Origin of the sequence: Paraburkholderia sp. 35.1 (assembly GCF_050436525.1) — a bacterium.
GTDB lineage: Bacteria > Pseudomonadota > Gammaproteobacteria > Burkholderiales > Burkholderiaceae > Paraburkholderia > Paraburkholderia tuberum.
The window spans coordinates 1,373,132-1,389,747 of record NZ_JBNDMJ010000003.1 but is presented as its reverse complement, the minus strand read 5'-3'; the positions used below and the strand labels follow the sequence as shown (position 1 = coordinate 1,389,747).

General features: G+C 65.0%; 12 protein-coding genes and 1 pseudogene. 11 read left to right on the top strand and 2 right to left on the bottom strand.

Annotation, left to right across the window (positions count from 1 at the left end; translation table 11 throughout):
• Positions 1 to 40: 40 nt before the first annotated feature.
• The 5 genes and pseudogenes from leuS (at position 41) to OKW27_RS26440 (ending at position 6,458) form a co-directional block, all read left to right on the top strand.
• Positions 41 to 2,633, top strand: a pseudogene (gene leuS, locus OKW27_RS26460) (leucine--tRNA ligase).
• Between the two features lie 88 nt (positions 2,634 to 2,721).
• Positions 2,722 to 3,273 carry an LPS assembly lipoprotein LptE gene (gene lptE / locus OKW27_RS26455; protein ID WP_176078962.1) on the top strand — a complete coding sequence of 184 codons (552 nt, stop codon included), beginning with the start codon at positions 2,722 to 2,724 and terminating at the stop codon, positions 3,271 to 3,273.
• Positions 3,274 to 3,327: 54 nt separating this feature from the next.
• Positions 3,328 to 4,455, top strand: a complete 1,128-nt coding sequence (holA, locus tag OKW27_RS26450; RefSeq protein WP_090801843.1) for a DNA polymerase III subunit delta — start codon at positions 3,328 to 3,330, stop codon at positions 4,453 to 4,455.
• A gap of 265 nt (positions 4,456 to 4,720) precedes the next feature.
• Positions 4,721 to 5,992: a glutamate-5-semialdehyde dehydrogenase gene (locus tag OKW27_RS26445; protein ID WP_429335316.1), complete on the top strand. Its 1,272-nt coding sequence runs from the start codon at positions 4,721 to 4,723 to the stop codon at positions 5,990 to 5,992.
• A gap of 49 nt (positions 5,993 to 6,041) precedes the next feature.
• Positions 6,042 to 6,458: a CopD family protein gene (locus OKW27_RS26440; protein WP_090801840.1), complete on the top strand. Its 417-nt coding sequence runs from the start codon at positions 6,042 to 6,044 to the stop codon at positions 6,456 to 6,458.
• Between the two features lie 112 nt (positions 6,459 to 6,570).
• Here OKW27_RS26440 and OKW27_RS26435 read toward each other — a convergent pair whose 3' ends face one another.
• Positions 6,571 to 7,416 (bottom strand): MurR/RpiR family transcriptional regulator, encoded by an 846-nt coding sequence (locus OKW27_RS26435; protein ID WP_090801838.1) that lies wholly within the window; start codon positions 7,414 to 7,416, stop codon positions 6,571 to 6,573.
• Between the two features lie 298 nt (positions 7,417 to 7,714).
• Here OKW27_RS26435 and edd point away from each other — a divergent pair, with 298 nt between their 5' ends.
• From edd to OKW27_RS26415, 4 genes are all read left to right on the top strand, one after another.
• Positions 7,715 to 9,682, top strand: a complete 1,968-nt coding sequence (gene edd / locus OKW27_RS26430) for a phosphogluconate dehydratase (protein WP_429335315.1) — start codon at positions 7,715 to 7,717, stop codon at positions 9,680 to 9,682.
• A 2-nt stretch (positions 9,683 to 9,684) separates the two neighbouring features.
• Positions 9,685 to 10,326 (top strand): bifunctional 4-hydroxy-2-oxoglutarate aldolase/2-dehydro-3-deoxy-phosphogluconate aldolase, encoded by a 642-nt coding sequence (gene eda / locus OKW27_RS26425; RefSeq protein ID WP_090801837.1) that lies wholly within the window; start codon positions 9,685 to 9,687, stop codon positions 10,324 to 10,326.
• A 256-nt stretch (positions 10,327 to 10,582) separates the two neighbouring features.
• Positions 10,583 to 11,986 carry a gluconate:H+ symporter gene (locus OKW27_RS26420; protein WP_090801835.1) on the top strand — a complete coding sequence of 468 codons (1,404 nt, stop codon included), beginning with the start codon at positions 10,583 to 10,585 and terminating at the stop codon, positions 11,984 to 11,986.
• A 10-nt stretch (positions 11,987 to 11,996) separates the two neighbouring features.
• A complete protein-coding gene (locus tag OKW27_RS26415) occupies positions 11,997 to 12,491 on the top strand; it encodes a gluconokinase (protein WP_429335314.1) in 495 nt (164 codons plus the stop codon).
• 99 nt (positions 12,492 to 12,590) lie between these two features.
• Here OKW27_RS26415 and purB read toward each other — a convergent pair whose 3' ends face one another.
• A complete protein-coding gene (gene purB / locus OKW27_RS26410; protein ID WP_184058442.1) occupies positions 12,591 to 13,979 on the bottom strand; it encodes an adenylosuccinate lyase in 1,389 nt (462 codons plus the stop codon).
• Positions 13,980 to 14,143: 164 nt separating this feature from the next.
• Between purB and OKW27_RS26405 the strand changes: the two genes are divergently transcribed.
• Positions 14,144 to 15,100: a LysR family transcriptional regulator gene (locus tag OKW27_RS26405; protein ID WP_184050911.1), complete on the top strand. Its 957-nt coding sequence runs from the start codon at positions 14,144 to 14,146 to the stop codon at positions 15,098 to 15,100.
• Positions 15,101 to 15,262: 162 nt separating this feature from the next.
• Entirely contained in the window at positions 15,263 to 16,585 is a 1,323-nt protein-coding gene (locus OKW27_RS26400; protein WP_429335313.1) for a Glu/Leu/Phe/Val family dehydrogenase, read from the top strand.
• The last annotated feature ends 31 nt before the right edge of the window (positions 16,586 to 16,616 follow it).

The window sequence follows — 16,616 nt, the reverse complement described above, 5'->3', positions numbered from 1 at the left end:
GCCGGTGCGAAAGCACCGAACCTGGCGATCCCATCACACCATGCACGAAAAATACGTTCCCTCCGACGTCGAAGCCGCCGCGCAAGGGCAATGGCGCGCGATCGACGCCTACAAGACGACGGAAACCACCGACAAGCCCAAGTTCTACTGCGTCTCGATGCTGCCGTATCCGTCGGGCAAGCTGCACATGGGGCACGTGCGCAACTACACGATCAACGACGTGATGTACCGCTATCTGCGGATGAACGGCTACAACGTGCTGATGCCGATGGGTTGGGACGCCTTCGGCATGCCGGCGGAGAACGCCGCGATGGCCAACAACGTGCCGCCCGCGCAGTGGACCTACGACAACATCGCTTACATGAAGAAGCAGATGCAGTCGATGGGCCTCGCGATCGACTGGTCGCGCGAAGTCGCGACCTGCAGCCCTGACTACTACAAGTGGAACCAGTGGCTGTTCCTGAAGATGCTCGAAAAGGGGATCGCGTACAAGAAAACCGGCACCGTGAACTGGGACCCGGTCGACCAGACCGTGCTCGCGAACGAGCAGGTGATCGACGGGCGCGGCTGGCGCTCGGGCGCGCTCGTCGAAAAGCGCGAAATCCCTATGTACTACATGCGCATCACGCAGTACGCGGATGAACTGCTGAACGATCTCGAAGGCCTCGGCTGGCCCGAGCGCGTGAAGATCATGCAGCAGAACTGGATCGGCAAGAGCTTCGGCGTGAACTTCGGCTTCCCGTATGAAATCGACGGCGAACAGAAGCTGCTGCGCGTGTTCACGACGCGCGCCGACACGATCATGGGCGTCACGTTCTGCGCGATCGCCGCCGAGCATCCGCTCGCCACGCGTCTCGCGCAAGACAAGCCGGAACTGCAGCCGTTCATCGACGAATGCAAGCGCGGCGGCGTCGCCGAAGCCGACGTCGCGACGATGGAAAAGAAAGGCATGGCCACCGGCTTCTACGTCACGCATCCGCTGACGCAGGCGAAGGTCGAGGTGTGGATCGGCAACTACGTGCTGATGACTTACGGCGAAGGCGCGGTGATGGGCGTGCCGGCGCACGACGAGCGCGACTTCGCGTTCGTGAAGAAGTACGGTCTGCCGGTCAGGCAGGTCGTCGCGGTCGAGGGCAAGGAATTCTCGACCGAAGCGTGGGCGGAGTGGTACGGCGAGAAGACCGGCACGCTGGTGAACAGCGGCAAGTACGACGGCCTCGCCTACGACGAAGCCGTAGACCGCATCGCCGCCGATCTCAAGGAACTGGGCCTCGGCGACAAGCAGATCACGTGGCGTCTGCGTGACTGGGGCGTGTCGCGCCAGCGTTACTGGGGCACGCCGATCCCGATCATCCACTGCCCGAAGTGCGGCGACGTGCCGGTGCCGGAAAAAGACCTGCCGGTCGTGCTGCCGGAAGACCTGGTGCCGGACGGCACGGGCAATCCGCTCGCGAAGTCCGAAGCGTTCCTGAACTGCACGTGCCCGAGCTGCGGCGGCGCGGCAAAGCGCGAAACCGACACGATGGACACCTTCGTCGATTCGTCGTGGTACTTCTACCGCTACGCGTCGCCGGATGCGAAGACGATGGTCGACGAGCGCACCGACTACTGGGCGCCGATGGATCAATACATCGGCGGTATCGAACACGCGATCCTGCACCTGCTGTACTCGCGTTTCTGGGCGAAGGTGATGCGCGACCTCGGTCTCGTGAAGTTCGGCGAACCGGCGAAGAACCTGCTCACGCAGGGCATGGTGCTCAACGAAACCTATTACCGCGAAAACGAAGCGGGCAAGAAGAACCTGGTACAACCCGGCGGAAGTGACCGTGTCGTTCGACGACAAGGGCCGCCCGGTCGGCGCGGTGCTCAACGCTGACGGCCAGCCGGTCGTGCTCGGCGGCATCGAAAAGATGTCGAAGTCGAAGAACAACGGCGTCGACCCGCAGATGCTGATCGATCAGCACGGCGCGGACACCGCGCGTCTGTTCGTGATGTTCGCGGCTCCGCCCGAGCAGCAGCTCGAGTGGTCGGGTTCGGGCGTCGAAGGCGCGAGCCGCTTCCTGCGTCGCGTGTGGAACTTCGGCTATTCGAACGAAGCCGCGCTGCGCGCGGGCGGCCAGTTGGACGCCGCACGATTCAACGACGCCGACAAGGCGCTGCGTCGTGAGATCTATAGCGTGCTGAAGCAGGCCGATTTCGACTATCAGCGTCTTCAGTACAACACGGTGGTATCGGCCGCGATGAAGATGCTCAACGCGCTCGACGGCGCGAAGGGCGCGCAGACCGCCGTGCTGCGTGAAACCTACGGTGTGATGCTGCGCGTGCTGTACCCGGTCGTGCCGCACCTGACGTTCCAGCTGTGGCAGGAGCTCGGCTATGCCGACGAATTCGGCCCACTGCTCGACGCGCCGTGGCCGAAGGTCGACGAGAAGGCGCTCGAACAGGCCGAGATCGAACTCGTGCTGCAGGTGAACGGTAAGGTGCGCGGCGCGATCACGGTCGCGAAGGACGCGTCGCGCGAAGCGATCGAGCAGCTCTCGGCCGAGCACGCAATGGTCGTGAAGTTCAGCGAAGGCAAGGCGCCTAAGAAGATCATCGTGGTGCCGGGCCGTCTCGTGAACGTGGTCGTTTGACGTTCCAGGCCCTCATCCGGCAGACGGAGCGCCGCCCGCCCGGCGGCGTTTCTCGGCACCGCGAATCCACTGCGAACCGGGAGCGAATGTGACTCGCAGATCGTTTTTGACGCTCGCTTGCAGCGTAATGATGTTGTCGGCCTGCGGCTTCCAGTTGCGCGGCCAGCAGGACTTCGCGTTCAAGCGCCTCTATGTGGCGGGCGGCTCGCCCGCGGCCATGGCGCGCTTCACGCGCATCGTGCAGGGCGGCAGCGACACCGTGGTGGTCAGCTCGCCCGCCAATGCCGATGCGCTGCTGCAGATCACGCAGAACCGCAACGTCAGCACGCTGACGCTGAATTCGCTGGGCGTCGTCGCCGAGTATCAGCTGAATCTGCAGATGACCTACACGCTGACCGGCAAGGACGGCACCGTGTTGATTCCGGGCAGCGTGATCGCGCTGAACCGCGCGATGACCTATAGCGACCAGTTCTCGCAGGCGAAGGCCGCCGAGTCCGACATCCTGTTCGCCGACATGGAAAACGACGCGGTCGATCAGCTCGTCCGCCGTCTCGGCGTGGTGCGCTCGCTGCATCCGACGCCGGCCGAGGCCGTGCCGGCCATCGTGCCGCGCGCACCGCTGCCGCCGCCGCCGCTGTGAGCATCGCGCCGTTCGTGATTCGTCGAATCTCATTCATCCCGTCAACCGCCAGCCATGCAACTGCGACCTGACGCGCTCGAAGCGCATCTCGCCCGCGGCCTCGCCGGACTGTACGTCGTATACGGCGACGAGCATCTGCTCGCGCAGGAAGCATGCGATCGCATCCGCGCGGCGGCGCGCGCGGCCGGCTTCACCGACCGCTCGGTGTTCACGGTCGAGCGCGGTTTCGACTGGAGCTCGCTGCTCGGCGCGAGCCAGTCGATGTCGCTGTTCGGCGACCGTCAACTGGTCGAGTTGCGCATTCCGTCGGGCAAACCCGGTAAGGAAGGCGCCGATGCGCTGAAGGTGCTCGCATCCACCGTCAACGACGACGTGCTGACGATGATTACGCTGCCGCGCCTCGATGCGGCCACGCAAAAGTCGGCATGGTTCACCGCGCTCGCCGACGCCGGCGTCGCGCTGAAGATCGATCCGGTCGAGCGCGCGCAGCTGCCGAACTGGGTCGGGCAGCGGCTCGCGGCCCAGGGTCAGCGCGTCGCAGCCGGCGAGGAGGGGCGGCGTGCGCTCGCGTTCATCGCCGAGCGCGTCGAGGGCAATCTGCTGGCCGCGCATCAGGAAATCCAGAAGCTCGGGCTGCTGTATCCGAACGGCTCGCTGAGCTTCGATCAGGTTCAGGACGCGGTGCTCAACGTCGCGCGCTACGACGTGTTCAAGCTCAACGAGGCGATGCTCGCGGGCGACGTCGGCCGTCTCGCGCGCATGCTCGACGGGCTGCGCGGTGAAGGCGAGGCCGCGGTGCTCGTGCTGTGGGCGGTCGTCGAAGAAGTGCGCACGCTGCTGCGGATCAAGCGCGGCGTCGCGGCCGGCAAGCCGCTCGCGATGCTCACGCGCGAGAACCGCGTGTGGGGTCCGCGCGAACGGCTGATCGGACCTGCGCTGTCGCGCGTCAGCGAAGCGGCGCTCGAGAAGGCACTCGCGCTGGCGGCGCGGCTCGACCGGCAGGTGAAGGGGCTGTCGGGCGGCACGCCGGGTAATCATCGCAACGATCCGCCGCCCGATCCGTGGGACGGCCTGTTCGAACTCGCGATGACGGTGGCGGCGCCGAAACCGTCGGCAGCTTCGCCAGTGCCGCCGCCGCGACCTAGGGTGCCAACTGCGGCGCCGGTGCGGCGGCCAGTCTGAAGCGGCACAGCTGATTCGCGCGAGCGTCGAAGCAGTGGCTGACGCGAGCAATCGTGTACCAACTGCCAGTCGTTCCACACATACAGACCAGCGTGTTTCGCGTGCCACGCGCCGAACGAAACGCATCGGCGAACCTGCGACAGCCCAGTGCACCCCGCCGCCCGCGTGCGAGCAAAGCCCCGGTACCCGACTTACAATCGTTTGATCTTTCGCTAATCCTGCCCGACCACCGCATGCCAACGTGCGGGGCATCACGAGAATGACCATGGATATCGACCAGTACATGACCGACCTCGGCCAACGCGCCCGTCAGGCTTCGCGCGCGATGGCGCGGGCGTCGACCGCCGCGAAGAATGCGGCGCTTGCGGCCGTTGCCGAGGCGATCGAGCGCGATGCCGATCTGCTGAAGGCCGCCAACGCGCGCGACCTCGAACGCGCCCGCGGCAACGGCCACGATGCCGCGTTCATCGACCGGTTGACGCTGTCCGACAAGGCGCTGAAAACGATGGTCGAAGGCCTGCGCCAGGTCGCGGCGCTGGCTGACCCGATCGGCGAGATCAGCAATCTGAAGTACCGGCCGAGCGGCATCCAGGTCGGCCAGATGCGTGTGCCGCTCGGGGTGATCGGCATCATTTACGAATCGCGCCCGAACGTGACGATCGACGCGGCGGCGTTGTGCCTGAAGTCCGGCAACGCGACCATTTTGCGCGGCGGCTCGGAAGCGCTCGAATGCAATACCGCGCTCGCGAAGCTGATCGGCGAGGGCCTCGAAGCGGCCGGTCTGCCGCAGGACGCGGTGCAGGTGGTCGCGACGTCGGACCGCGCGGCGGTCGGCAAGCTCATCACGATGACCGAGTACGTCGATGTGATCGTGCCGCGCGGCGGCAAGAGCCTGATCGAGCGTTTGATGAACGAAGCGCGCGTGCCGATGATCAAGCACCTCGACGGCATCTGCCACGTTTATGTCGACGATCGCGCGGACTTGACGAAGGCGCTCAACGTTTGCGACAACGCGAAGACGCACCGCTACGGCACCTGCAACACGATGGAGACGCTGCTGGTCGCGCGCGGCATTGCGGCCGAAGTGCTACCGCCGCTGGGCATGCTGTATCGCGGCAAGGACGTCGAACTGCGCGTCGATGCGGCGGCGCGCGCGGTGCTGGCCGATGCGGGCGTCGGTCCGCTCGTCGATGCGAGCGAGGAAGACTGGCGCACCGAATATCTCGCGCCGGTGCTCGCGATCAAGGTGGTCGACGGCATCGACGCGGCGATCGAGCACATCAACACGTATAGCTCCCAGCACACCGACGCGATCGTCACCGAAGACCACGACCGCGCGATGCGCTTCCTGCGCGAAGTCGATTCGGCGAGCGTGATGGTCAACGCGTCGACGCGTTTCGCGGACGGCTTCGAGTTCGGCCTCGGCGCCGAGATCGGCATTTCCAACGACAAGCTGCACGCGCGCGGCCCGGTCGGCCTCGAAGGGCTGACGTCGCTGAAATACGTCGTGCTGGGTCATGGCGAAGGCCGTCAATAAAGCACGAGTCGAAGCGCCACAACAACAAGGACCACAAGGACCCCCGCCGATGCTTTGGGTAAAGACGTTTCACATCGTATTGATTGCCTCCTGGTTTGCCGGCCTGTTCTATCTGCCGCGCATCTTCGTCAATCTGGCGATGGAAACGGAACCCGCCGCGACGGCGCGTCTTCTGCTGATGGCGCGCAAGCTGTTCCGCTTCATGAGCTTCATCGCCGTGCCCGCGATCGCGTGCGGCCTGTGGTTGTGGCTCGTGATCGGCATCGGCAGCGGGCAGGGCTGGATTCACGCGAAGGTCGGCGTGGTCGTGCTCCTCGTCATCTATCACGCGTATTGCGGCGTGCTGTTGCGCAGGTTCGAGCGCGGCGAGAATCGCCACTCGGACAAGTGGTATCGGATGTTCAACGAGCTGCCGGTGCTCGGTATGCTCGCGGCGGTCGCGCTGGTAGTGATCAAGCCGTTCTGAGCGGCTGACGGCGTTAAGCAGGGCGCTGGAATAGACCAAAGGGCGGTATGCCGGCTGAATGGCACACCGCCCTTTTGCGTTACCCCGTCGTTCCGCGTTACATCGCAGCGGATCACCCCTGCGAATCCACCCGCCGCCGGTGGATCACTTCCTTCGTTTGCGCGAGCTTCTCCAGCAGTTCGGGCCCGCGGCTCAGCGCGACGCCGACCGCCAGAATGTCGCCGATCGCCAGATGTGACACGCGCGAGGTCATCGGGGAGAAGATGTCGGTGTCTTCGTCGACGTTCGCAAAGAGGCCCACGGTTGCGAGCCGCGCGAGCGGCGAGTTGCCGTGCGTGATCGCGATCACCTTCGCGCCCGCGTTCAGCGCGGCCTTCGCGGCATCGATGATGTCGCGCGTGCGGCCCGTATTGGAAATCGCGACGACCACGTCCCCAGGTCCGAGCAGCGCGGCCGACATCAGAAACGTATGCGGGTCCGAATACGCGACGCTCGGCATGCCGAGCCGAAAGAACTTGTGCTGCACGTCGAGCGCGGCGATGCCTGAGCCGCCCGCCCCGTAGAACTCGATGCGCTTCGCTTGCGCGAGCATGTCGATCGCCGCGGCGACGCTATCCGACGACAGATTGTTGCGCACCTGAATCAGCGCGCCGATCGTCCGGTCGAGCACCTTCGCGGCGACGCCCGGCGTCGGCTCGTCGGGCCGCACGTCGCGATAGACGGCGGGCACTTCGCTGGCGATGCCCTGCGCGAGACGGATCTTGAATTCGCGAAAGCCGGAGAAACCGAGCGCGTGGCAGAAGCGCGCGATCGTCGGCTGACTCACGCCCGCGCGCGCGGCGACCTCGGTCATCGACAGATCGAGTACCTCGCGCGGCGCCTCGATCACGTAATCGGCCAGCTTGCGCTCGGACGGGCGCAACTGGTCGCGCATCTCTTCCACCTGGGACAGCATCATCGGAAAACTCGCACTATGCTGAAGAACGTGTGGACTATATCCGATTGGTCGTTGGCGCACAAAAGCTAGGTACAAAAACTACATATCGGCGAGTAAGTGTATTCCCTGGGTTTCTGCTGTAAAGCGCTAAGGCGCTGCCAGTATGGCGACTTGGCGATCCGCGCCATGCGGCGCTGCAACAGAGTTCGTCATTGCGATCGTGTAGTTTTTCTACTAAGATGGCGTCGTTCGATATCACAACCCCGCGATACCGCCAGGTGTCATGCGTGCACCTGCCGCCAGCGACGAAGGAGCTCCGATGGTTTCCCCGCATTCGCAATTGTTGAAGGTCACGCAACGCGTGATCGAGCGCAGCAAGCCCACGCGCGCAGCGTATCTGGCCCGCATCGAGCATGCGCAGGGGCGCTTTCCGGCGCGCGGCGCGTTGTCGTGCGCGAACCTCGCTCACGGTTTCGCCGGCCTCGAGGGCAACGACAAGCTCGTGATCAAGCAGATTCGCGAGCCGAATATCGGCATCGTGTCGTCGTACAACGAGATGCTGTCGGCGCACGCGCCGTACAAAAACTACCCGGACATCATCAAGCAGGCCGCGCGTGAAAACGGCGGCGTCGCGCAATTCGCGGGCGGCGTGCCGGCGATGTGCGACGGCGTCACGCAGGGCAACGCGGGCATGGAGCTGTCGCTGTTCTCGCGCGAAGTGATCGCGATGAGCACGGCCGTCGCGCTCACCCACAACATGTTCGACGCGGCGCTGTGCCTCGGCATCTGCGACAAGATCGTGCCGGGCCTGCTGATCGGCGCGCTGCAGTTCGGCCATTTGCCGACCATCTTCGTGCCGGCCGGCCCGATGGCAAGCGGCCTGTCGAACGACGACAAAGCCAGGACGCGTCAGCAGTTCGCGACCGGCCAGTGCGGCCGCGACGCGCTGCTCGAAGCGGAAGCGGCCGCCTATCACAGCCACGGCACCTGCACGTTCTACGGCACCGCGAACAGTAATCAGATGCTGATGGAAGTGATGGGCCTGCATCTGCCGGGCTCGGCCTTCGTGCATCCGCACACGCCGCTGCGCGACGCGCTGACCGCGCAGGCCGCGCGCCGCGTGCTCGATCTGACGGTCGAGCGCGGCCACTACATGCCGATCGGCCATGTGGTCGACGAAAAGGCGATCGTCAACGGCATCGTCGCGCTGCTGGCGACCGGCGGCTCGACCAATCACACGCTGCACCTCGTCGCAATCGCGCGCGCGGCCGGCATCGTGATCGACTGGGACGACTTCGACACGCTGTCGCAGGCGGTGCCGCTGCTTGCGAAGATCTATCCGAACGGCAAGGCCGACGTGAACCACTTCCACGCGGCGGGCGGCGTCGCGTTCCTCGTGCGCAATCTGCTCGAAGGCGGTCTGCTGCATGAAGACGTGAACACGGTCGCGGGCAAGGGTCTGAAGCGCTACACCGAGGAGCCGAAGCTGCTCGACGGCAAGCTGCAATGGGTGGCAGGTGTCGAGGCGAGCGCGGACACAGCGGTGCTGCGCGGCATCAAGGAGCCGTTCCAGCCGGACGGCGGCCTGCGTCTGATGCAGGGCAAGCTCGGCCGCGGCGTAATCAAGATTTCGGCGGTCGCGGCGCAGCATCGCAAGGTGAAGGCGCCGGCAATCGTGTTCGATTCGCAGGAAGCGGTGCAGGAAGCGTTCGACAAGGGCGAGCTCAAGCGCGACTTCATCGCGGTGGTGCGCTTCCAGGGCGCACGCGCCAACGGCATGCCCGAGTTGCATCGTTTGACGCCGCTGCTCGGTGTGCTGCAGGATCAGGGGTTCCATGTCGCGCTGGTGACCGATGGCCGTATGTCGGGCGCGTCGGGCAAGGTGCCGGCGGTCATCCATCTGTCGCCGGAAGCATTGCTGCAAGGCCCGATCGGCAAAGTGCGCACGGGCGACATGCTGGTGATCGACGCCGAAGCGGGCGTGCTCGACATCGAGATCGACGCAGCCGAGTGGGCCGCGCGTCCGAACGCCGAGCCGCTGCATCAGGCGGACAACGAAGTCGGCTTCGGCCGCGAGCTGTTCGGCGTGTTCCGTGCGGCGGCGGCGCCGGCGGAGCAGGGCGCGTCGGTGTTCGGCAAGCTGGTCGGCGAGGGCGGCACGGTCGACGGCCAGCACGGCCACGGCGGCCATCACAAGCACGGCCACGACGGTGACCATCAATCCAGCGACCATCATCACACGAGCACCGCGCAAGCCGGCGCGGCGCTGCAGAAACAAGGAGTCTGACTATGACGTCGAAAACAGTAAGCGATATCGTGCGCCTCGGCCCGGTGATTCCGGTGCTCGCGTTCGACACGGTCGAACAGGGCGAACACGTGTCGCGCGCGTTGCACGCGGGCGGCGTGAAGGTGCTCGAAATCACGCTGCGCACGCCGGCGGGCCTCGGCGCGATCGAGCGTGCGTGCGAACTCGCGGACGACATCGTGGTCGGTGTCGGCACGATCACGAAGCCCGAGCATTGCGCCCAGGCGAAGAAGGCGGGCGCGCAGTTCGGCGTGTCGCCGGGTCTGACCAAGGACATGCACAAGGCCGCGCAGGATGTGGGTCTGCCGCTGTTGCCCGGCGTGATGACGCCGTCGGACATCATCCTCGCGCTCGAGCTCGGCTACGAGATCGTCAAGTTCTTCCCCGCACAGCAGGCGGGCGGCGTGCCGATGCTGCAGGCGTTCCACGGCCCGTTCCCGGCGCTGAAGTTCTGCCCGACCGGCGGCATCACGCCGGAAAGCGCGCCGCACTTCCTGTCGCTGCCGAACGTGGTCTGTGTCGGCGGTTCGTGGCTCACGCCGAAGGCCGCGCTCGCCGCGCAGAACTGGGACGAGCTCACGCGCCTCGCGCGCGCCGCGAGCCAACTGGCGGCACCCGCGCACTAAGCTCCACAACCCAATAGCGCATCGGTCAACTGAACCGGGCCGAGGAGTCTCGTCGATACAGCCGCATCAGGCTGTCGCGCCGAGACTCTTTTTTTACCTGATATGCGTGCTGGATTTGCGCGCGCTTTCTGGAAACAAACAGTAGAATTCAGCGTCCGCGCGGCTAGCCGGGTTTTCAGGCATCGCGCAGGTTGCCGTGAGACGAAGTGCCGGCCGCATCCGCACTCTGAAGTCAATAAACCAAAGGAGGGGCTTCATGGAATCTGCCCACGGCAGCTTGCTGCTGGTCTACGCATTGATCGCGATCGCGCTGCTGATCTTGCTGATCACGCGCTTCAAGGTCTATCCGTTTCTCGTTCTGATCATCGTGTCGTTGCTGCTGGGCCTCGTGGCCGGCATGCCGATGCAGACCATCGTCAAATCGTTCGAAACGGGGAACGGCAACACGCTCGGGCACATTGCCGTCGTCGTCGGTCTCGGTACGATGCTCGGCAAGATGATGGCCGAATCGGGCGGCGCCGAGCGCATCGCGACCACGCTGATCAACTGGTTCGGTGAGAAACACATTCACTGGGCGATGATGGTGGTCGCGATCATCGTCGGCTTGCCGGTGTTCTTCGAAGTCGGCTTCGTGCTGCTGATTCCGATCGCGTTCAACGTCGCCAAGCGCACCAACAAATCGCTGCTGCTGGTCGGCCTGCCGATGGTCGCGGGTCTGTCCGTCGTGCACGGGCTGATTCCGCCGCACCCGGCCGCACTGCTCGCCGTGCAGGCGTATCACGCGGACATCGGCAAGACGATCGCCTACGGTCTGATCGTCGGCGTGCCGTGCGCGATCGTCGCCGGTCCGCTGTTCGCGTTGCTGGTGAGCCGTCATGTCCAGTTGCCGAAGGAAAATCCGCTTGCCGCGCAATTTCTGGGCAGCGACGTGAAGGACGCCAACGGCGTGCAAAGTGGTAACGCCGCGAAGACCGCTGCACCGAAGCGCGAACTGCCGGGCTTCGGCATCACGCTGGTCACGATCCTGTTGCCGGTGGTCCTGATGCTGGTCGGCAGCTGGGCCGACCTGGTTTTCGAGCCGAAGACGCTGCCGAACGATCTGCTGCGCTTCTTCGGCAACACCGACGTCGCGCTGCTGACGGCCGTGCTGGTCAGCTTCTGGACCTTCGGCGCGAGCCGCGGCTTTAACCGCGAGCAGATTCAGAAGTTCTGCGGAGAATGTCTCGCGCCGATCGCGGGTATTACACTGATCGTCGGTGCGGGCGGTGGTTTTGGCCGCGTACTGATGGATAGCGGCATTTCGAAGGAAATCACCAGCGTGGCGACCGCGGTGCATCTGTCGCCGCTGCTGTTCGGCTGGCTCGTCGCGGCGATGATGCGTCTCGCGACCGGCTCGGCCACCGTCGCGATGACGACCGCCTGCGGCATCGTCGCGCCGATCGCGGCTGCAGGCGCGGTGCAGGTGAAGCCGGAACTGATGGTGCTCGCGACCGGCTCGGGCTCGCTGATCTTCTCGCACGTGAACGACGGCGGCTTCTGGCTGATCAAGGAATATTTCGGCATGACGGTGGTGCAGACCTTCAAGACGTGGTCGCTCCTCGAAACCATCATTTCGGTGATGGGGCTGGGCCTGACCTTCGCACTCGCGGCGGTCCTGTAAGGAGTTTCAAATGATTCTGATCGCAATGGGCGTGTCGGGCGCCGGCAAGACGAGGATTGGCGAAATGCTGGCCGAGCGCCTGCATTGCGCGTTCACCGACGGCGACGCGTTCCATAGCGCGGCGAACAAGGAGAAGATGCACCACGGCATTCCGCTCACCGACGAAGACCGCTGGCCGTGGCTGAAGACGATCCGCGCGGCGATCGAGGAAAAGCAGAAAGCGGGCGAGACGGCGGTGTTCACGTGTTCGTCGCTGAAGCGCTCGTATCGCGACATTCTGCGTGCCGGCGACAAGGACGTGTGCTTCGTCTACCTGAGGGGTTCGCGCGAGGTGCTCGCGGAGCGTCTCGGGGATCGCACTGGGCATTTCTTCGATCCGTCGCTGCTGCAAAGCCAGCTCGATACGCTCGAGGAGCCCGGTGACGACGAAGCGATCACGGTCAGCATCGATCTGACGCCGGAACAGATCGTCGACGAGGTGCTCAGGCAGGTCGAAGCGCGCTGAGTCGTTGATTGCTTCGCGTTCCAGCTTCGAACGCGGGACGAAAAAAAAGCCGCTCCTCGGAGCGGCTTTTTTATGCATTGAAGAAGCTGGGCCAGCCGATCAGCCGATCCGCTTCGCCAGTTCGACGGCCCGGCCGATGTACGAGCCGGGCGTCATCGCGAGCAGGCGGTCCTTCGCGTCCTGCGCAATCGCCAGGCCGCCAATGAAGCTCTGCAGCGCCTCGCGCGTGATGCCCTTGCCGCGCGTGAGCTCCTTCAACTGCTCGTACGGATTCTCGATGCCGTAACGGCGCATCACGGTCTGAACCGGCTCGGCCAGCACTTCCCAGCAGTTGTCGAGGTCTTCGTTCAGACGCTGCGCATTCACTTCGAGCTTGTCGAGGCCGCGGATCAGCGAGTCGTACGCGAGCAGCGAGTAGCCGAACGCGACGCCGATGTTGCGCAGCACCGTCGAGTCGGTCAGGTCGCGCTGCCAGCGCGACACCGGCAGCTTGTCGGCGAGGTGACGCAACGTCGCGTTCGCGAGGCCGAGGTTGCCTTCCGAGTTTTCGAAGTCGATCGGATTGACCTTGTGCGGCATCGTCGACGAACCGATTTCGCCGGCCTTCGTGCGCTGCTTGAAGTAGCCGAGCGAGATGTAGCCCCACACGTCGCGGTCCAGATCCAGCAGGATCGTGTTCGCGCGCGAGATCGCGTCGAACAGCTCGGCCATGTAGTCGTGCGGCTCGATCTGGGTCGTGTATGGATTGAACGCGAGCTTCAGACGGTTCTCGACGACGTCCTTCGAGAATGCTTCCCAGTCGAACTCCGGATACGCGGACAGGTGCGCGTTGAAGTTGCCGACCGCGCCGTTCATCTTGCCGAGCAGTTCGACCTTCGCGATACGTTCGATCGCACGCGCGAGCCGCGCGGCGACGTTGGCGATTTCCTTGCCGAGCGTGGTCGGGCTGGCCGGCTGGCCGTGCGTGCGCGACAGCATCGGCTGGGCGGCGTGCGCGTGCGCGAGCGCAACGAGGCGTTGATGCACCGAGCGCAGCGCCGGCAGGATCACGTGTTCGCGCGCGCCGGCGAGCATCAGGCCGTGCGACGTGTTGTTGATGTCTTCCGACGTGCACGCGAAGTGGATGAACTCGCTGGCACGCTCCAGTTCTTCATGGCCCTTCACCGATTCCTTCAGCCAGTATTCGACGGCCTTCACGTCGTGGTTCGTCACGCGCTCGATTTCCTTGATGCGCGCGGCGTCGTGCGCGGTGAAGCGCTCGGCCAGTTGCAGCAGGAATTGCTCGGACGCCTCGGAGAAGCGCGGCACTTCAGCGAAGCCGGCGCGCGACAGCGCGATCAGCCAGTGGATTTCGACCGTCACGCGATTGCGCATGAAGGCGGCTTCCGAGAGCCAGTCGCGCAGGGCTTCGGTTTTGGCGGCGTAGCGGCCGTCGAGCGGAGAAAGCGCGTTCAGCGCGAACAGGGTGTCGGGGCGGGTGTCGGACATGATGAGGACCGGGTTGAAGCGGTTGAGCGCTCAGCGAGCGGGTCGGGAACGGAGGGAACCCTGAATTTTACCACTGTGACGCGATCGGCCCGCCCGGATGCGTCGGTCGCAATCGGCGCCGCTAGAATGCAGACTTCTTCCCTCTCGACGGCAAGCGCAATCGCATGGAACTGAAATGGCTCGAAGACTTTATTTCGCTCGCGGAAACGCGTAGCTTCAGCCGCTCGGCCGAGTTGCGCCACGTCACGCAGCCGGCTTTCTCGCGCCGCATCCAGGCGCTCGAAGCGTGGCTCGGCACGGAACTGATCGACCGTTCTGTTTATCCGACGCGGCTCACGGCGGCCGGTCAGGTGTTCAACGAGCAGGCGCTCGCGATGCTGTCGCAATTTCACGAGGCGCGCGCGCTGCTGCGCGGCCACACGGCGACGCCCCAGGCGACGATCGAATTCGCGGTCCCCCACACGCTGTCGCTCACTTACTTCCCGCGCTGGCTGCAGCGCATCGAGGCGCAGATGGGCCCGATCCACACGCGGCTGCGCGCGCTGAACGTGCACGACGCGGCGCTCTCGCTGGTGGAAGGCGGCTGCGATCTGATGATGGGCTACCACCATCCGAGCCATCCGGTCGCGCTCGATCCGGCGCGCTACGACATGCTGACGCTCGGCCACGAGCCGATCAGCCCGTTCTCGGCGCCGGCCCGGGCGGGCCGGCCGCGTCACACGCTGCCAGGCTCGGCCGATGCGCCCGCGCCGTATCTGTCGTACACGCCGAACGCGTACCTCGGGCGCATGACCGAGGTGATTCTCGCGAACGCGCCGGAGCGCCTGTACCTCGACCGGCTCTACGAAACCGACATGGCCGAGGGGCTCAAGGCGATGGCGCTCGCTGGTCACGGCATCGCGTTTCTGCCGCATAGCGCGGTCGAAGATGCGGTGGCCGAAGGCCGGCTGATCCGCCTCGATCGCGCGACGCGCGGCACGCCGGAAGGGCAGCTGACGCTCAGCATGGAGATTCGCCTGTATCGCGACAAGCTCGCCGCGAAAAGCGACGACGCGCGCCAGATTCTCGTGCGCCGGTTGTGGGACGTGGTGTCGGAGGAACTCCGGCAGAGCGCCGCCTGAGCCGCGGCATAAAACTCAAACTCGAACCTGCGTCGCGACGACGCGAATTTGCGGCTTTGCGAACGTTATGCAAGAAAAACATAACGGGATAAGGAAACGGCATTGGATTTCGATACGGCGTTTTTCCACAATGCCCGTACTCGATCAAACGCCGGAGCGTTCATGTCATCCCAGCAACAAGCCGCAGAATCGGTCCAAGCCGCCTCAACGTTGCAAGCCGTTCCCTCCTACCTCAATAAGGAAGACCTCGGCCCTTGGGGCAACTATCTGCGCCAGGTCGACCGCGTCGCGCCGTATCTCGGTTCGCTGTCCCGCTGGCTCGAAACCCTGAAACGCCCGAAGCGCATTCTCGTCGTCGACGTGCCCATCGAACTCGACAACGGCACGGTCGCGCACTTCGAGGGTTATCGCGTGCAACACAACGTGTCGCGCGGTCCGGGCAAGGGCGGCGTGCGTTATCACCAGGACGTGACGCTATCCGAAGTGATGGCGCTGTCCGCGTGGATGTCGGTGAAGAATGCGGCGGTGAACGTGCCGTACGGCGGCGCGAAGGGCGGCATCCGCGTCGATCCGCGCACGCTGTCGCGTGGCGAGCTCGAGCGCGTGACGCGCCGCTATACGAGCGAGATCGGCATCATCATCGGACCGAATACCGACATCCCCGCGCCGGACGTGAACACGAACGAGCAGATCATGGCGTGGATGATGGACACGTACTCGATGAATCAGGGCCAGACGGCCACCGGCGTCGTGACTGGCAAGCCAATCACGCTCGGCGGCTCGCTCGGCCGTCGCGAGGCGACCGGCCGCGGCGTGTTCGTGGTGGGCTGCGAAGCGGCTCGCCGCATCGGCTTCGACATCGAAGGCGCGCGTATCGCGGTGCAGGGCTTCGGCAACGTCGGCGGCATCGCCGCGCGTCTGTTCCAGGAGGCGGGCGCGAAGGTCGTCGCGGTGCAGGACCACACCGGCTCGGTGTACAAGTCCACCGGCATCGACGCGGTCGCGCTGCTCGACTACGTCGCGAAGACGGGCGGCGTCGGCGGTTTCCCCGAAGCCGACGCGATCACCGGTGAGGAGTTCTGGACCGTCGAGTCGGACATCCTGATTCCGGCGGCGCTGGAAAATCAGATCACCGAAAAAAACGCCGGCAAGATCAACACCAGGATCATCGTCGAGGGCGCGAACGGCCCGACCACCACGGCGGCAGACGACATCCTGCACGATCGCGGCATCCTCGTGATTCCGGACGTGGTCGCGAATGCCGGCGGTGTGACAGTGTCATATTTCGAATGGGTCCAGGACTTCTCGAGCTTCTTCTGGACCGAGGACGAGATCAACGAGCGCCTCGAGCGCGTGATGCGCGAAGCGTTCGCGGCGGTGTGGCAGGTGTCGAGCGAGCAGAACGTGTCGGTGCGCACGGCTGCGTTCATCGTCGCGTGTAAGCGGATTTTGCAGGCGCGCGAGATGCGCGGCTTGTATCCCTGATGGACCGTGTCCTATCTTGTTTGAAACGGCG